The organism is Yinghuangia seranimata, assembly GCF_029953285.1.
In the GTDB taxonomy this organism is placed as follows: domain Bacteria; phylum Actinomycetota; class Actinomycetes; order Streptomycetales; family Streptomycetaceae; genus Yinghuangia; species Yinghuangia seranimata.
This window is the reverse complement of record NZ_JASAOI010000054.1, coordinates 1-16102: the sequence shown is the minus strand read 5'-3', so window position 1 is coordinate 16102 and position 16102 is coordinate 1. Positions and strand designations below refer to the sequence as shown.

Annotated in this window: 11 protein-coding genes and 4 tRNA genes; 7 read left to right on the top strand and 8 right to left on the bottom strand. The window is 72.1% G+C overall.

Annotated elements, in window-relative coordinates; all coding sequences use genetic code 11:
* Positions 1 to 7: 7 nt before the first annotated feature.
* Together QI554_RS31900 and QI554_RS31895 are read right to left on the bottom strand one after the other, a co-directional pair.
* On the bottom strand, positions 8 to 568 hold the full coding sequence (locus QI554_RS31900) for a CGNR zinc finger domain-containing protein (RefSeq protein ID WP_281474881.1): 561 nt from the start codon (positions 566 to 568) through the stop codon (positions 8 to 10).
* Positions 569 to 641: 73 nt separating this feature from the next.
* On the bottom strand, positions 642 to 2159 hold the full coding sequence (locus QI554_RS31895) for a caspase family protein (protein WP_281474880.1): 1518 nt from the start codon (positions 2157 to 2159) through the stop codon (positions 642 to 644).
* Positions 2160 to 2428: 269 nt separating this feature from the next.
* On the opposite strand from QI554_RS31895, the gene QI554_RS31890 reads away from it, so the two are divergent.
* Complete coding sequence (locus QI554_RS31890; protein ID WP_281474878.1) at positions 2429 to 3178, top strand: DUF4232 domain-containing protein; 750 nt, start codon at positions 2429 to 2431, stop codon at positions 3176 to 3178.
* Between the two features lie 74 nt (positions 3179 to 3252).
* Here the strand turns inward: QI554_RS31890 and QI554_RS31885 are convergent.
* A tRNA-Lys gene (locus tag QI554_RS31885) sits at positions 3253 to 3325 on the bottom strand.
* Between the two features lie 843 nt (positions 3326 to 4168).
* Here QI554_RS31885 and QI554_RS31880 point away from each other — a divergent pair.
* On the top strand, positions 4169 to 5872 hold the full coding sequence (locus QI554_RS31880; protein ID WP_281474876.1) for a VWA domain-containing protein: 1704 nt from the start codon (positions 4169 to 4171) through the stop codon (positions 5870 to 5872).
* A gap of 205 nt (positions 5873 to 6077) precedes the next feature.
* Positions 6078 to 6944, top strand: a complete 867-nt coding sequence (locus QI554_RS31875; RefSeq protein WP_281474874.1) for a thioesterase family protein — start codon at positions 6078 to 6080, stop codon at positions 6942 to 6944.
* Positions 6945 to 7100: 156 nt separating this feature from the next.
* Here the strand turns inward: QI554_RS31875 and QI554_RS31870 are convergent, their stop codons facing one another.
* From QI554_RS31870 to QI554_RS31850, 5 genes are all read right to left on the bottom strand, one after another.
* Complete coding sequence (locus QI554_RS31870) at positions 7101 to 9272, bottom strand: DEAD/DEAH box helicase (RefSeq protein WP_281474872.1); 2172 nt, start codon at positions 9270 to 9272, stop codon at positions 7101 to 7103.
* 231 nt (positions 9273 to 9503) lie between these two features.
* Positions 9504 to 11204: a hypothetical protein gene (locus QI554_RS31865; protein ID WP_281474870.1), complete on the bottom strand. Its 1701-nt coding sequence runs from the start codon at positions 11202 to 11204 to the stop codon at positions 9504 to 9506.
* Between the two features lie 166 nt (positions 11205 to 11370).
* Entirely contained in the window at positions 11371 to 11754 is a 384-nt protein-coding gene (crcB, locus tag QI554_RS31860; protein ID WP_281474869.1) for a fluoride efflux transporter CrcB, read from the bottom strand.
* Positions 11751 to 12236 (bottom strand): fluoride efflux transporter CrcB, encoded by a 486-nt coding sequence (gene crcB / locus QI554_RS31855; RefSeq protein ID WP_281474867.1) that lies wholly within the window; start codon positions 12234 to 12236, stop codon positions 11751 to 11753. The genes crcB (QI554_RS31860) and crcB (QI554_RS31855) overlap by 4 nt, the downstream gene beginning before the upstream one ends.
* A gap of 128 nt (positions 12237 to 12364) precedes the next feature.
* A complete protein-coding gene (locus QI554_RS31850; protein ID WP_281475231.1) occupies positions 12365 to 12706 on the bottom strand; it encodes a metallopeptidase family protein in 342 nt (113 codons plus the stop codon).
* A gap of 135 nt (positions 12707 to 12841) precedes the next feature.
* Between QI554_RS31850 and QI554_RS31845 the strand changes: the two genes are divergently transcribed.
* From QI554_RS31845 to QI554_RS31830, 4 genes are all read left to right on the top strand, one after another.
* A tRNA-Glu gene (locus tag QI554_RS31845) sits at positions 12842 to 12914 on the top strand.
* Positions 12915 to 13000: 86 nt separating this feature from the next.
* A tRNA-Asp gene (locus QI554_RS31840) sits at positions 13001 to 13075 on the top strand.
* 39 nt (positions 13076 to 13114) lie between these two features.
* Positions 13115 to 13188 (top strand) — tRNA-Phe (locus tag QI554_RS31835).
* A gap of 598 nt (positions 13189 to 13786) precedes the next feature.
* Positions 13787 to 16030 carry an MMPL family transporter gene (locus QI554_RS31830; protein WP_281474865.1) on the top strand — a complete coding sequence of 748 codons (2244 nt, stop codon included), beginning with the start codon at positions 13787 to 13789 and terminating at the stop codon, positions 16028 to 16030.
* The last annotated feature ends 72 nt before the right edge of the window (positions 16031 to 16102 follow it).

Sequence of the window (16102 nt, the reverse complement as noted above, 5' to 3'; positions counted from 1 at the left end):
GGCGGACCTACCGCGTGTGCCGGTCGTAATGCCGCGACGCCTTGGCGCGGTTGCCGCAGCCGGACATCGAACACCAGCGCCGGGTACCGTTCTTCGACGTGTCGTAGAACCGCAGCGTGCACGCCGGGTTCGCGCAACGCCGCAACCGGGCCGGGCGGTCCTCCAGCAGACGGAGATAGTCCTCGACGGCGAGCCACGCCACCAGCCAGGAGGGTGAGTCGGTCTCGGGGACGGCCGCGGGCCCGTCCGACGTGAGCGCGCGACGGAACGCACCGTGCCCGAGCACGGCGTTGAACGCGACGTGGGCGGCGGGCGCGTCCGGATCCTCGAACACCTCCGCCACCGCGGTACGGGCGACGCGCAGATTCGCGACCGCCTCGGCGCCCGTCGCCTCGGCAGGCAGACCGCCGGGCACCCGGGCCGCCACCGTGGGCGTACCCAGCCACACAACGAGCCCGGCGGCATCGCCGAGCAGGTCGTGCTCCCCGGCCGCGTCGGTCCACACCGTGTTGAGCAGGTCGATCGACATCGGCTCACCGGAGAGCGGGCGGGGGTCGGCGGCGGTCATGCCGTCAGTCTAACCGGTGAAAACGCTGACAGCGGTTGCCGGTGTGTGGTCGCCCCGTCGCGACCGTGCCCGCTCAGTCGCCGCGCTGGACGCGGCTGACGTCCTTCAGCACCCAGCGTTCGCTCTCCACCTCCACGATCCACCCGTCGTCGAGTTCTCCGACCGCGAGGTACCAGATGCCCGGAACAGCGATCAGCTCGGCGGCGGGCGGCCCAGGCGGCGACACCATCCGGCGTGGCTCCGGCACCGAGAACCAGAAAGGGCGGAAGACAGGTAAGGGCGGTGGCCCGGGCGGCGGGCCGGAGCCCAGCATGATGTCCTCCCAGGGTGAGAGGCGACGCGCGGCGCGCATCGCCTCTTCGATGCCGATCTCCGGAAGCCCTGCCCGCCGCCGATCCCGCAAGAGGTGAGAGGGAGACTCACGCAAGGCCTTTGCCATGGTGGTGAATTCCTCGAGCCAAGGCCACACGAGCACAGTGTCCCCGTGTGGACCCTCGGCCCAGAGCTGTTGCGCGAGTTCCAGCTTCCAGTCCTCGAATTCCTCTTTCGCTGCCGCCAGTTGGCTGGTCAGCGCGGCAATCCGCGCTTCAGCGGCGTCGGCGTCGGCGTCGGCGTCCGGGACCGCGGGAGTCTCAGGCGGCGCCTCACCGAGTTCGCGCAGAACGTCCGCGGCCGCGGCGCACACGCGGCGGCTGTCGTCGTCCGTCAGTTCCTCGAGCACGGAAACGACCTTGGCGCGCACCGTCGCGTTGCCGACCCGACCGAGGTGCCCCAGGGCCGTGAACACGCTCAGACGCGTCTCGACGAGCGGGCTTCGCAGCGCGTCGCGGACGTGCTCCGGGAGCGTCCAGTTGACGTTGCGCGCTATGACGATGCGCCCCTCGACGTTGTCCTGCTTCTTCGGGCGCTGCTGCGGGACTTCGGCGACGACCCGGTCGTACACGTAGCCGTACAGCTCGTCCAACGTGATGTTGCCGTCACGGTCGAGGTCGGCGCTGCCGTCGCGCAGCCCGGCGACGAGGTGACGGGTGAAGACCGACCTGGCGGCGGTCTCGCCGTGCAGCTGGTCGCCCTCGAAGGCGTACTGCGTGGCGTCGGACGCCGTCAGCACCGAGCGGCCCTGGCCGCGGAACCGGTCCAGCGCGTGCACACTGCTGTCCGCCTTGGCGAACCGTCCCGCTGGGAACGCGCCGCTGTAGCAGCAGTCGAGGACCAGGACGTTCTGCCGCGCCATCGACGCCGACATGGCCTGGTCGACCTGTTCGGCAGTGACCGCCGTGAACAGGAGGTTGTCGCGGCGGGTGTTGGCCATCGCCATGTACAGGCGGCCACTGTCGTCCTTGAGCCCGTGCCCGGTGAAGTAGAGCAGCGTCAGGTCGTCGCGCCGCTGGTCGCGGTACAGGTCGCCGATGGCCTCGCCCACGCGGTGGTGGGGCTCGTTGACGAGCATCGTCACTTCGAAGCCGCCGATTGCGGGGTCGCCGAGCACCTCGGCGAGGTCGTCCGCGTCGTGCGCGGGCGCGGTCAGTCGGCTCAGCGCGGCGTCGGCGTAGTCGTACGTCGCGATCAACAGTGCCTGCTTGCGCCCCACGGTCCGCCCCCTGCCCGGCCGCAACGACATCCCCGTTCAGTGTCGCAGCGAGCGTGGGCCGTAAGCGTGCATTCCACGGAGGCTTCCGTCCGCCACGCGTCGGGGGCCTGTTGCGTCTTGTGACCATGTCACTGGTTGGTGACAGCGGTGTCGTGGAACGCCGACGTGGGTTCCCGAGACCGTGGCGGGCCCGACAGGGTTGATCACGCAAGCACCGGGGAGCCCGGCTCGATCGAGGCTTCAACTACGCGATATCAAGGGGTCTTTGCATGTCCGCGAACCGCCGCCAGACCGTCCTCGCCTCCGCAGCCCTCGTCGTCGGCGCCCTGCTGATGACCGCTTGCCAGGGCTCGGACTCCGGCGCTGCGCAAGGTGCTTCGTCCAACACGCCCGGAGGCCAGGCGCCCGCCGCGCCCAACACGGCCAACCCCGGCGGAAGTTCAGGTGGCACCGGCCAAGGCAGTCAAGGCGGAACCCAGGGCGGCGGAAGCCCGGGCAGCGGAAGCCAGGGCGGCGGGAAGGCGTCCGGCGGGCAGAGCGGCAACGGCGGCGCCCAGGGTACGAGTGCCGGCGCCGGAACCACCTCGGGCGGCGGCGGCAAGACCGCCAAGTGCCGGACCGACCAGCTGAAGACCACCGCGATCGACAACACCATCGGCGGCGACCCCGACGGCACTGTCGCGGTCACGTTCACGAACAACGGCCCGGACTGCACGATGGCCGGCTACGCGGGCGTCAACCTGAAGACCGACGCGGGCGAGATACCCGCGCAGCGCACCGGCCAGGAGCCCGTCTCGATCACGCTCAAGAGCGGCAAGGGGGTGTCCTTCGGCGTCAACTACCCGGTCGAGAACATGGGCGAGGCCTCCGGGGTCCGCATCACCGGCCTGGTGGTGACCCCGCCGGACGAGACGAAGTCCGTCACCGTCGCCTGGCCCGGCGCCGCCAAGCTCCCCGTCAAGAGCGGCGGCGCCCCGATCAAGGTCGGCCCGATCGGCAGCGCCGGCCAGGGCGGCTGACGCGTAGCGCGATGCTCCGCGGCACGGCCGCAAACACAGAACCCCGGCCCTCATGGGCCGGGGTTTTTTGCGGGTGGGCCGCCAGGGGATCGAACCCTGAACCCGCGGATTAAAAGTCCGCTGCTCTGCCGATTGAGCTAGCGGCCCGTGGGCGGCGGTGGTCGTGGTCGGCACCGTGCCCAGGGGAAGAGTACCCGGATCGTCTGTCTGATGCTTCGGGGTATCCGCCCGTGGGGTGGCGCGGGTCGGGGTGGGGTGGCGGGACCGCCACTGTGGGTGGTTGGCCGGGGCGGGGAAAGGCGGGCGGGGCGCGGTGCGGGGCGCGTGGGGAATTCTGCGGGGGTCGGCGGGGCGGTGACTCTCCGCGTGGCGGGCGGGCATTAAGGCGGGGAATTCGCCGGGGAAATGGTGGCAGATGTCGGAATTACAGGTTCCGCTCCCAGGCGGTGATCTGACGCGCTGTTAGGTGGTGGATCAGGCCGCTGGTCTGCGGTGGAGCGGGTTCGGGGGAATTTGTCGGCATAGCGAGACGGAGTGTTGAGTTACTTTCAGTAATATGCCCATTTTAGAGTGATCTTGTTTCTTCCGCGCTATTGTTCCGATCGAAATGTCTTTGGCACGTCGATTCCTTCTTCAGACTGCGTCGGGGGACAAGGGTCAATGGCGAGCAGACAGCGGCGGCACGGACACGGCGCCCCCAGAGGACACCGCAGGGTCAACCAGGCGGACCCGCGCGACCTGCCGCATCAGCCTCCTTCCGGGGTGCCCTGGTCGGTGAGTCCCACGCCCGCGCGCGGGACGCCCGTAGGGGGTGGTGGGGAACAGGGGTACGGCGCGCGGCAGGCGCCCGGGTACGACCGGCCCGCCGTGTATCAGCCGCCCGCCGGGCCGCCGAGCCGGGCGGACCGGCGGCGGTCGGCGCGCGGCGGTGGTGGCGGTGGCGGACGCAGGAGTCCGCGCCGGGCCGGGCGGCGCGGTCGGATCCTGGCGGTGCTGGCGTTCCTGGTCGCGTTCGGCTTAGGCGTCGCGTATGTGCTGATGTACCACGGTCCGACGAAGGGCCATGGCCGCAACGGCGGTACGGCCGCGGGCCAGGGCGGGTGCGGCGGTGCCGCCCCGGTGCGGGCGGTCGCCTCGCCCGAGTTCGCGCCGGTCGTGGCCACCGTCGCGGGCGGCATCAACAAGAGCAAGGGCTGCAACGCGGTCGAGGTGAGCAGCCGTCCGGCCGCGGACCTGCTGGGCGCGTTACGGGCGGGCTCCGAGCCCGTCCCCGACCTGTGGATCGCCGACTCGTCGATGCGCCTGCAACAGGCGGCGGCGGTGCTGGGCGACCGCAATCCGTACCCGCTGACCGGCACGCCGACGGCGTTCTCGCCGCTCGTCGTCGCGGCTCCCGAGTCCGTGGCGATCGCGCAGAAGTGGTTTGAGAAACCGCCGGATTGGGTGACGTTCCTCAACCGGATCGACGACCGGACGCTGCCGAGGTTCACGGTCAGCAGCACCCGCACCACCGAAGGCCTGCTGGGCGTCGTGGCGTTGACCGCGTCGATGAGCGCGATGAACAACGACCCGATGGTCGCGGCGATGAAGACGTTCGCGTTCCGCAGCAACATCAGCGACGCGGAGACGCCGGCGGCGACGCTGATGTCGAAGTCGTCGGGCATGTCCGACCCGCAGCAGGCGCTCAACGAGGTCGGCGCGTTCGCCGTCACCGAGCAGGCGCTGTGGGCGTACGACCACAACCACCCGGGCGTGCCGTACGTCCCGCTGTACCCGTCCGGCACCCTGGTCCAGGCCGACTACCCGGCCGTGCTGTCGCAGTCCGCGAGCGCCGACAAGCGCACCGCCGACCGCGCCAACGAGGTGCTCGGCGCGCTGCGTTCGGCCGACGGGATGAAGGCGGTCGCGCAGGCCGGGTTCCGCGGCCCCGACCAGCAGCCGCCGCCCGCGCTGTCGCAGACCGTGCGCTTCGCGCCCCCGACGCCGCAGCAGGCGGCGCCGTCCGGCGACCTGTCGCAGGTCGCGAAGATGGTGCAGGCGTGGGCGGACTACAAGCCGATGCCGTTCCGGGTGATGATCCTGGTGGACGGCTCCGGCTCGATGAACGAGCCGGTGAAGGGCAAGGACGGCAAGACCAAGGCCGACATCATGCGCGAATCCAGCATCGAGACGACGCAGTTGCTGGGCAAGACGACCGAGGTCGGCGTCCGCCAGTTCGCGGTCTCGCCGACGCAGAAGGGCCCGTGGGTCGAACGCGTGCCCGAGGGCCCGCTCGACGAGAAGCTGTCCGGCGGCGCGTCCCGCAAGGAGACCGTCACCAAGACGCTCACCACACTGGCCGCGCAGAACGGCGCCGGGACCCCGCTGTACCGCACGGTGCTGGACGCGGTCGCCGACGCGCAGAAGTCGTACGACCCGGCGGCGTTCAACCAGATCTTCCTGCTGACCGACGGCAAGGACGAGGACACCGCGTTCAGCATGGCCAAGCCGGCGTTCCTCGCGCAGCTGCAGAAGCTCCAGAACCCGCAGAAGCCGCTGCCGATCTTCGCGGTCGGGTACGGCGCCAACGCCGACATGGCGACGCTCACGGACATCGCCAAGGCCACCGGCGGCCTCGCGGTGCCCTCGACCGACCCGGGCGACCTCATCAAGGCGATCGCGCAGATCCTCGTGCACGTGCGGCCGACGGGCTGACGGCCGGCGGGCCGGCTCCCGGCGGGCGTACGGATGGCGGGCATCCCCGGCGGATGCCCGCCTTCCGTTTCCGCGCGGGACCCGTCCCCGCGTGAGACGCGCCACACGATTATTACCCATCGGTAACTATGTCCTGCTACCGTCGGTTCCCTTGATGAACCGAGCACCGAGAAACGTGCAGTAGCACCGCAAGGAGGCGATCGCTGTGGCAGGGTTCGCGGCCGCGACGGCAACAACCCCGGTCCCCGGGGCACCCGGCGTCCACCGCGTCGACATCGACGCCATGTGGACCATCGGCGGCAAGCCCAACGGCGGTTACCTGCTCGCGGTGCTGGCCAGGGCCGCGCTGGCCGAGGCCGCCGCGGCGGGGTCCGCGCACGCGCACCCGCTCGCCGCGACCGCCGCGTACATAGTCGCGCCGGACCCCGGCCCCGCCGAGGTCCACGTCGAACTCATCCGCGCCGGACGCACCGTCACCAACGCGCGCGCCCGGCTCGTCCAGGACGGCCGCGCCCGCATCGAGGCCAACCTCACCCTCGGCACGCTGGAGGCCGGCGACGAGCCGTGGTGGGGCGCCAATCCGCCCGCGCCGCTGTCCCCGCCCGAACACCTCATGCGCGTCCCGACGTACGAGCCCGTCAGCGGCTTCACGCTGCCGGTCATGGACGAGGTCGTGCTCGAACTCGACCCCAGCGGCCTCGGCTTCGCGGTCGGCGCGCCCGCCGGCATCGGCGAGTTCGCGGGCCGCGTGGCGTTCGCCGACGGCCACCCGGTCGACCCGCTCGCGCTGCTGTTCATCGCCGACGTCCTTCCGCCGGTCACCCTCGACCTCGGCGTGCCCGGCTGGGTGCCGACGCTGCAACTGACCGTGTACGTACGCGCCGTACCCGCCCCCGGCCCGGTCACCGTGCGGCACCACGCCCGGCTCGTCCAGGGCGGCCTGATCGACGAGGTCTGCGAGATCTGGGACGCCGAAGGCCGGCTCGTCGCGCAGGCCACGCAGCTCGCCGCGCCGCGCGTGCCGGACCACGGGCCGGCCGGACAGGTCGCGGCCGAGGCCGCGGAGCGCTGAACGGCCTTCCGGCGTCAGGCTGAAGCAGGCACGACGAAGTCGCAAGGCCGAACCAGGCACGACAAAGGGGCGGCCCCGGAGGAAATCCTCCGGGGCCGCCCCTTCGCCTTCACCGGTCAGGCCGCTGCCCGCGGCCGGACCGGAACGCGTTATGCGTCAGCTCTTCCAGCGCGGCTTGCGGTCGCCCTCACGGCGCGGGCCGTCGTGCCGGTCGTGGCGCGGGCCGCGGTCGAACGAGCGGTCGCCGCCGTAGGAACGCTCGCCGTAGGACGGACGCTCGCCACGCGGACGGTCGTTGAACGGCCGGTCGCTGTACGGGCGGTCGCTGCGCGGCCGGTCGCCGTACGACGGACGGTCCGCACGGTCGCCACGCGGGCCGCGGTAGCCGCCCTCGTGCTGCCGGTCCCGGCCGGCGAAGCCGCCGCCGGAGCGGGCGCCGCCGTCACGGTAGCCACCCTCGCGGCGCGGGCCGCGGTCGCCGCCGTAGGAACGCTCGCCGTACGACGGGCGCTCGCCACGGTCACCACGGTCGTCACGGCGCGGGCCGCGGTCGCCGTACGAGGGACGGTCGCCACGGTCGCCGTACGACGGACGGTCGCCACGGTCGTCGCGGCGCGGGCCACGGCGGTCGCCGCGGTCGCCCCGGTCGTACGAGCGCTCGCCGCGGTCGCCACGGTCGCCACGGTCACCACGGTCACTGCGCTCGTAGGAACGCTCGGTGCGCTCGTACGGCCGCTCGGCGCGCGGCGGACGGGCCTTCTCCTCGGCGTCCTTGCGCTGCGCCGCCTCGGCCAGCTCGGCCGCCTTGCGCCGCAGCTCGGCCGCGCGGGCCTTCAGCTCGACGATGCGGGTCGCGAGGCGCTCGGCCTCCTCCTCGGCGGCGACCGCCGCGTCGGCGACCGACTGCGCCTTGACCTCGGAGAGCGTGCGCGCACCGGTGATGCGGCGCATCTCCTGGTCGCTGCTGCCGGTGACGCGCAGGCGCTCGGGCTCGATGCCCGCCGCCTCCATCAGCCGGTCCACGGAACGGCGCTGGTGCGGCAGCGCCAGCGTCACGACCATGCCCTCCTCGCCGGCACGCGCCGTGCGGCCCGCGCGGTGGAGGTAGTCCTTCGGGTCGCCGGCCGGGTCCACGTGCAGGACCAGGTCGATGCCGTCGACGTGGATGCCGCGCGCCGCGACGTCCGTCGCGACCAGCACCGGCGTCTGGCCTTCCTTGAACTCGGCCAGCGTGCGGGTGCGCGCGCCCTGCGTCATGCCGCCGTGCAGCGCCTCGGCGCGCACCCCGGCCTCGCGCAGCTGCGCGGCGACCCGGTCGGCGCCGAACTTGGTGCGGACGAAGACCATGGTGCGGCCGCGGCGCGCCGCGATGGCGGCCGTGACGTACACCTTGTCCTTCGGCTGCACCGTGAAGACGTGGTGGGTCATCGTGGTGACCGACGACGCGTGCGGGTCGACCGAGTGCGTGACCGGGTCGGTCAGGTAGCGCTTGACGATCGCGTCGACGCCGTTGTCCAGCGTCGCCGAGAACAGCATGCGCTGGCCGCCGGCCGGAACCAGGTCGAGAAGCGCGGAGACCTCGGGCAGGAAGCCCATGTCGGCCATCTGGTCGGCCTCGTCGAGCACGGCGATCTTCACCGAGTCGAGCGAGCACGCGCCGCGGTCGACGAGGTCCTGGAGACGGCCCGGGGTGGCGACGAGGATCTCGACGCCCCGCTCGAGGGCCATGATCTGACGGGGCATCGACATGCCGCCGCAGACCACCTTCATGCGCAGGTCGAGCACCCGGCCGTACGGCTCGAGCGCGTCGTGCACCTGCATCGCCAGCTCGCGGGTCGGCACCAGCACGAGCGCCAGCGGGCGCTTCGCGCGGGCCTTCTGGCCGCTCAGGCGGGTCAGCGTCGGCAGGCCGAAGCCCAGGGTCTTGCCGGAGCCGGTGCGGCCGCGGCCGAGGATGTCCTTGCCGGCGATCGCGTCGGGCAGCGTGGCGGCCTGGATCGGGAACGCGTGGCGGACGCCGCGGCGGTCGAGGGCGTCGACGATGGCGTCCGGGACGCCGAGCTCGGCGAACGTGGGGCCGAGCTCGGGGGCTTCCTCGGCGTCGGCCTCGTCCGCGGCTTCCTCGGCGTCGTCCGCCTCGTCCTCGGCGAGGTCGTCCGCGTCGAGGTCCTCGTCGTCGGCGTCGGCCGCGACGTCGGCGGTGTCGTTGTGGGTGTCGTCGGTGTCCACGGCGGTGGTCGCGTCGATGTCGACCGCGGGCGCCTCGGTGGCCTCGGCGGTCTCGACGACCGCTTCTTCGGTCACCGCGACGTCGGCGTCGGCGGGCATGGGCGTGACAGAGTCATGGGACAGCGGGGGCATGCAGAACCTTCCGAATACGGCACGTCGGAGGTCCGCAGCCCTGAATCGGTCGCATGTCTTGGCGACCCTCTGCTGAGCACCTGAACGAGCCTGTGAGACGCCACGCTTTGCCGTCGGCGTCTGGAGATGAACACGAGTCGATCTACCAGCCTACAGGATGTCGGCCGGCTCGCTGACCACGCACCACGTTTTCGCAGGTCAGCGCGTGCGAACGTACTCCACACGCACCCTTGCGTCGTCGCGGACGACGATGAGCCGCGGCCGGTCCCACGACCAGTGGTCGGGCAGCAGGAACAGCCTGCCCTCGGCCCGGCGCAGCAACCGGAGGCCGCCGTACCGGAAGCGGTACGGCGAGTCGCGCCCCGTCAGTGCCTCCACCGTGACCCCCTGGTCGGCGCCGACCCTGAGGTCGTCGGCCGAGTACACGAGGACGGACGTGCGCGACGGGAGGTCGCGGACGAGGCGGAGCGCGGCCACCTGCCCGTTCGCCTGGGCGTACGCCCCGAGCGTCCAGAACAGGCACAGCACCACCGCCGCCGCGGTCAGCACCACTGACAACGACCACGGCCGCACGCCCATTCCCGTCACCCGCCGGTGCGACCCGACCTGGCGCGACAGCAGGACGCCGTACGCCGACACCAGCACGCCCACCGTGAGCGCCCCGGGAAGCAGCAGCGGCCAGAACTGCGGCCAGTGCCCCGGCCAGCGGAACACGACCGCCCACGTCGCGGCCGGCACGAACAGCCATGCGCAGCGCAGCAGCCATGACAGGCGTGCGGCGAGGCGGCGGTGGCGGCGGAGTCTGACCAGGAGCGGTGGGTGGATCATGCGCGCCGCGAGGAGGACCGCGACGGCGACGAGCATCGGGCGGTAGAGCGTGTCGACGCTGCGGAGCAGGTAGTCGCGGGTCGTGTAGCCGAGCACGTCCTCGTCGATGCCGAGGAAGTCGGCGAGCGCCACGCTGCGGGCCCAGCCGAAGTAGTACAGCAGCCCGACGAGCGCGAGCGCCGGGGCGACCAGCATCACCGCGATCTCGAACGCGCCGCGCTGCACCCGCAGTTCGTGGCCGACCAGGGCGTCGATCGGGAGCGACTCGCCGGCGCGGCGCTCGTCGGACGTGTGCCGGCCGCGGCGCAACTCCACCTGGGTGGCAGGGACTTGGGGAGCGGGGATGTGCGGAGCGGGGACGTGGGCGGCATGGAGGGGGTGCATGGTGGCGGTGGTGACGACGAAGGCGGGCTCTTCGGCTTCGACGTCGGCGTACGCGGCGGAGTCGGCGTATTCGGCGTGGTCGACCTGTTCCGCGTGCCCGGTCCACGCGGGCGGCTCGGTCGGTTCGGGAAGCTCAGGATGTTCGAGGCGTTCGGGTTCTTCGGCGGGCTCGGCGGGCTCGGCAGGCTCGGCGGGCCTGGGCGGCTCGGCGGGCATTGTGGGCGCCGAATCCTCGGTGTGCGCGGTGCGCTCCACCGGCTCCGGGACGGGCCCGGCATACCAGGTCTGGGACGACTCCCAGCCGCCGAACTCCGGTTCTGCGGAAGCCTCTACAGGCCCCTCGGGTTCCACGGCCCCCTCGGGTTCCACGTGGCGGGCCGACTCGACCGGCCCGAGCCGGGAGCCGACCGGGCCGCCGCCGCCGAGTCCGTCCAGTCCACCGAAGTCGTCCTCACCCGGCGGAACCCACCGCGCCCCCCGGGCGCGCGGTACCGCCGCCTGAACCATCCGCTCCGGGCCGATGCCCGACGGTCCCGGCTCGGCGGACGGCGCGCGGTCGGCCGCCGGGGCGCGCGTCCCGCTCTCCGTCCAGGCGCCGACGCTCAGCGGGGGCTCGGAGCGCCTGCTCGGTCCGTACCGAAAGGCCGGCTCCTCGAAGTCCGGTGCCCCCCTGACGTCTTCACCCATCGTGCCTCCCCGCCCTGAGTCCCTGTCAGGATCCTTGGCGGGCCCGGCGGGGGTGAATCCTCGGGCGCCCCGGCATCACCCATACGAGGGAGCGCGTGCGGGCGGGTTCCGTGCGGCGCGCGATCAGTCGGCGGGTGAGCCCGTCGGCCCCGGAACGGCCGCGGAATCAGCCCCAGAACGCGTCGGCGAGCCCGGCTCCGGCGAACGCGGCGGCGAGCCCGGCGGCCAGCGTCACGGCGACGTTCGCGGCGGCCGACCAGCGGTTGCCCGTCTCGTACAGGCGGAGGGTCTCGTACGAGAACGTCGAGTACGTCGTCAGCGCGCCGCAGAACCCGGTGCCGACCAGCACCTGCACATGCGACGACGTCGCCCCCGCCGCCGCGGCGCCGGTCAGCAGGCCGAGCACGAGGCTGCCGAGGACGTTCACGGTGAACGTGCCCCACGGGAGGACGGCGTCGGTCCGCGCCTGGCCGGCCTGCATCGCGCGGTCGGTCAGGTAGCGCAGCGGCGCGCCGACCATGGCGCCGAGCACCACGAGCAGCCAGTTCACGGGCCGGCCTCCGCGGCCTGGGGCGCCGGCATCGGGTGCAGCCGGCGGGTGAGCGTCGTGGCCGCCCAGACGGCCGCCATGGCGGCGAGGAGCGTCGCCCCGAGGTAGGCGACCGCGACGGCGGCCCGGCCCCGGTCGACGAGGCGCTGGATGTCGACGGCGTACGTCGAGAACGTCGTGAAGCCGCCGAGCACGCCGGTGCCCAGGAACGGCCGCCACAGCGGGTGCGGCTTGCGGACCTCCAGGACCAGCACCATCAGGACGCCGATCGCCGCACAGCCGACAACGTTCACGACGAACGTGGTCCAGGGGAACGTCCCTGCGGGTGTCGGCCACCACAGGCCGGCCGCGTACCGCGCGACCGCGCCGACCGCACCGCCCACCGAGACGGCCGCCAGCACGGGGCCCTGGCCGTGTCGCGACGACGCGGGCGCGTCCGGGGTGCCGGCGGGGCCCGGCACGGGATGCGGCCCGGGGCTCATCGCTGCGGCCTCCTCGCTCGACGGATGCTCCGGTCGGGCTCGACCACACATGACTCCGCCCGGCGGTGCCGGTCAGCGTACCGGCGCGCCGCGCGCCGCCCGGAGCGCGACCCGCACCGCCCGCGCCCTCACCCGTAGCCGAGCTCGTGCAGCCGCTCGTCGTCGATCCCGAAGTGGTGCGCGACCTCGTGCACGACCGTGATCTCGACCTCCTCGACCACGTGCTCGTACGTCTCGCAGATCCGGAGCGTGGGGTTCCGGTAGATCGTGATGCGGTCCGGCAGGACCCCGGCGTACCAGTCGCCGCGCTCGGTGAGCGGGATGCCCTCGTACAGCCCGAGCAGCTCGGGCCCGCCCGGATCCGGGTCGTCCTCGACGAAGATCGCGACGTTGTCCATGAGCGCGGTCAGCTCCGGCGGGATCCGGTCCAACGCCTCCGCGACCAGCTCCTCGAACTCCTCACGCGACATCTCCAGCACGCCCCCATTCTGCGCGCCGGACCCCGCCTCGGGAGGCCTCCGGGAATCCGTTTTGCCGATCGGGCCGAGCACCCCGTATAGTTCTGACCGTCCCCGACGGCAACAAGACGCCGGACCGGCCACCAAGCCCCCATCGTCTAGTGGCCTAGGACGTCGCCCTTTCAAGGCGGTAGCACGGGTTCGAATCCCGTTGGGGGCACGCACGAAGCCGGACGGCCAGTACGGTAGAGTGAAGCAACACCGAACGGGGCGGGAACAACCCGGTTCGGTACAACAAAAAAGCAAGGTCCTGTGGAGCAGTTTGGAGTGCTCGTCACCCTGTCAAGGTGAAGGCCGCGGGTTCAAATCCCGTCAGGACCGCTGGATGGATCCGCCGCAAGGCGGATTCTCCAATCTCCAGGCCAGGTAGCTCAGTTGGTACGAGCGTCCGACTGAAAATCGGAAGGTCGGCGGTTCGACCCCGCCCCTGGCCACTCGCTCTGAAGAGTCCAGTCGCCCCGAACGAGATCCTCGTCCGGGGCGTTTCTGCGTGTGCGGCCCCGGGCGGTTCGGGGGTGGCCGTGACGAACGCCACTACGCGTCCGAGGAGTTCGGCGGCGTCGGCCGGTGGGCGCGTGGCGGGAGTGCTGAGACGGCGGGCGTACGCCCCGCGAAGTACGGAACTTCGGGCCTCGTGGAGGACTCCCGGGGGCCGGGCGGCGGCGAGACTTGTGATTGTTCGATTAATGGATTCATCCGGCGGCCGGCCCCTTCGTGGGGTGGCCGTCCTTCAGGAGAACCGCCGCATGCACCACCTGCTCCGCATCGCTGATGCCCGCCCGACACGTCGCCGGCCTGTGCCGCGGGTGCGGGTGCGCGGGAGACGCGGCGGCGTCTGACGTCCACGCCGTCGGCCAGCGGCGGGCGTCACTTCACCAGACCTTTCACCTCTCCTCACCTCTCCCTTTGTGCGGCTGAGCCGGCACCCGCGGTCGCGGTGTGCCCTGGCCGCGTTCCGGAGCGGCGACCTACGTCGCCGCGGGCCGGTCCTATGCGTCCGTTTTCCCTCTGATCGACCCGGAGTTCCCTCTCATGGCCACCTTCTTGTACGGGCTCGGCCGGACCGCGTTCCGCCGAAGGCGCCTGGTGCTGTTCATATGGCTTGCGGTGCTCGTCGCCGTCGGCTTCGGTGCCGCGTCCGCGTCCAAGCCCGCCGCCAAGCCGTTCTCGATCCCCGGAATCGAGGCCCAGAAGGCCGTCGACCTGCTGGAGGAGCGCAGCCCCGACGCCGCCGGCGGCGGTGCCACCGCGCGCGTCGTGTTCCACGCCAAGGACGGGCAGCGCATCGACGCCGCGCAGAACAAGGCCGCGGTCGAGAAGACCATCGGCGCTCTGAAGGGCACCCAGGAGATCGCGGGTGTGACGGACCCGCTCGCGCCGCAGACGGTGAGTTCGGACGGCAGAACGGCGTACGCCACCGTCGACTACACGGTGGGCGCCGACCTGCTGAAGGACTCCAGCCGCGACACCCTCGAGAACGCCGTCGACCAGGGCCGTGCCGCCGGGATCGACGTCGAGGTGGGCGGCGACGCGCTGCGCTCCCAGAGCAGCGTCGGCAACGGCGAGATCATCGGCGTGGCTGTGGCGGCCGTTGTGCTGGCGATCACGTTCGGCGCGATGATCGCCGCCGGGCTGCCGCTGCTCACCGCGATCCTCGGCGTCGGTGTCGGCATCGCCGGGATCACCGCGGTGGCGGGCGTCTTCGACCTGTCGGACAGCACGTCCACGCTCGCCATGATGATCGGCCTCGCGGTCGGCATCGACTACGCGCTCTTCATCGTCTCCCGCTTCCGCACCGAGCTGAGGCTCGGCCGCGAACCCGAGGAGGCCGCGGGGCGGGCCGTGGGCACCGCGGGCTCGGCGGTGGTCTTCGCCGGCCTGACCGTGGTCATCGCGCTGTCCGGGCTGGCCGTCGTGAACATCCCGATGCTCACCGAGATGGGTCTGGCCGCGGCGTTCACCGTGGTCATCGCGGTGCTTGTGGCGCTCACCTTCGTCCCGGCGCTGCTCGGCTTCGCGGGCAAGCGCATCTTCGGCCGCAAGGACCGCAAGCGTGCCGCCGAGTTGAACGTCTCGGCGCCGCCCGCGGACGAGAAGCCGAACATGGGGTCGCGGTGGGCCCGTTTCGTGCTGCGCCGTCCCGCGCTGGTGCTCATCGCGGCCGTCCTCGGCCTCGGTGCCATCGCGCTTCCGGCCGCGAGCATGAACCTCGGCCTGCCGGACGACAGCGCCAAGCCGACGAGCACGACGCAGCGCAAGGCGTACGACATGCTCGCCGAGAGCTTCGGCCCCGGCTTCAACGGGCCGCTGCTGCTGGTCGTCGACACCGCGAAGGCCTCCGACCCGCACGGTGCCGCGGAGGCGGTGCGCAACCAGGTCGACGGGCTGCGGGGCAAGGGCGTCGCGTCGGTCGGCCAGGCGATGCTCAACCGCAAGGGCGACCTGGCCACCATCGCGGTGACCCCGACCACCAAGCCGAGCGACCCCAAGACCGAGACGCTGGTGCACGACATCCGCGCCGCGGTCGGGAAGGCGGACGACGCCGCGGGCACCCGCACCTACGTGGGCGGCACCCCGGCGATGAACATCGACTTCTCGCAGAAGCTGAACGACGCGCTGCTGCCGTACCTGATCCTCGTGGTCGGCCTCGCGTTCCTGCTGCTGATCGCGGTGTTCCGGTCGATCCTGGTGCCGCTCAAGGCGGCGCTCGGCTTCCTGTTGTCGGTCGCCGCGTCGCTGGGCCTGGTGGTCATGATCTTCCAGTGGGGCTGGATGGCCGACCTGTTCGGCGTCCAGCAGACCGGGCCGATCATGAGCATGATGCCGATCTTCCTGGTCGGCGTGGTGTTCGGCCTCGCGATGGACTACGAGGTGTTCCTGGTCACCGGCATGCGTGAGGCGTTCGTGCACGGGGAGAGCCCGCGCGAGGCCGTGGTCAGCGGCTTCCGGCACGGGGCCCGGGTGGTGACCGCCGCGGCGATCATCATGATCGCGGTGTTCGCCGGCTTTATCGGCGCGACCGACTCGATGATCAAGATGATCGGCCTCGGCCTGGCCGGCGCGGTCTTCTTCGACGCGTTCGTGGTGCGCATGGCCGTCGTCCCGGCGGTGCTCGCGCTGCTGGGCAAGTCCGCGTGGTGGCTGCCGAAGTGGCTCGACCGGATCCTTCCCAACGTCGACGTCGAAGGCGACAGCCTGCGCAAGCACATCGACGGGCAGGCGTCCGGCGACGGAGACCCCCGGTCGGACCGCGAGCCGGTCACCGTCGGCCGCTGACGGAGGCGCTGAAACCCCAACGGCCGGTGGCGGGCCGGCCGGGGGCGGCCGCCCCCCGCCGGGTGGGGGGGG

What these genes read in the sequence shown, in the direction of transcription:
- QI554_RS31900 (WP_281474881.1), bottom strand. Translation starts at nt 568, where the DNA reads ATGACCGCCGCCGACCCCCGCCCGCTCTCCGGTGAGCCGATGTCGATC.
- QI554_RS31890 (WP_281474878.1), top strand. Translation starts at nt 2,429, where the DNA reads ATGTCCGCGAACCGCCGCCAGACCGTCCTCGCCTCCGCAGCCCTCGTC.
- QI554_RS31870 (WP_281474872.1), bottom strand. Translation starts at nt 9,272, where the DNA reads ATGCCCGCCGACGCCGACGTCGCGGTGACCGAAGAAGCGGTCGTCGAG.
- QI554_RS31865 (WP_281474870.1), bottom strand. Translation starts at nt 11,204, where the DNA reads ATGGGTGAAGACGTCAGGGGGGCACCGGACTTCGAGGAGCCGGCCTTT.
- crcB (WP_281474867.1), bottom strand. Translation starts at nt 12,236, where the DNA reads ATGAGCCCCGGGCCGCATCCCGTGCCGGGCCCCGCCGGCACCCCGGAC.
- QI554_RS31850 (WP_281475231.1), bottom strand. Translation starts at nt 12,706, where the DNA reads ATGTCGCGTGAGGAGTTCGAGGAGCTGGTCGCGGAGGCGTTGGACCGG.
- QI554_RS31830 (WP_281474865.1), top strand. Translation starts at nt 13,787, where the DNA reads ATGGCCACCTTCTTGTACGGGCTCGGCCGGACCGCGTTCCGCCGAAGG.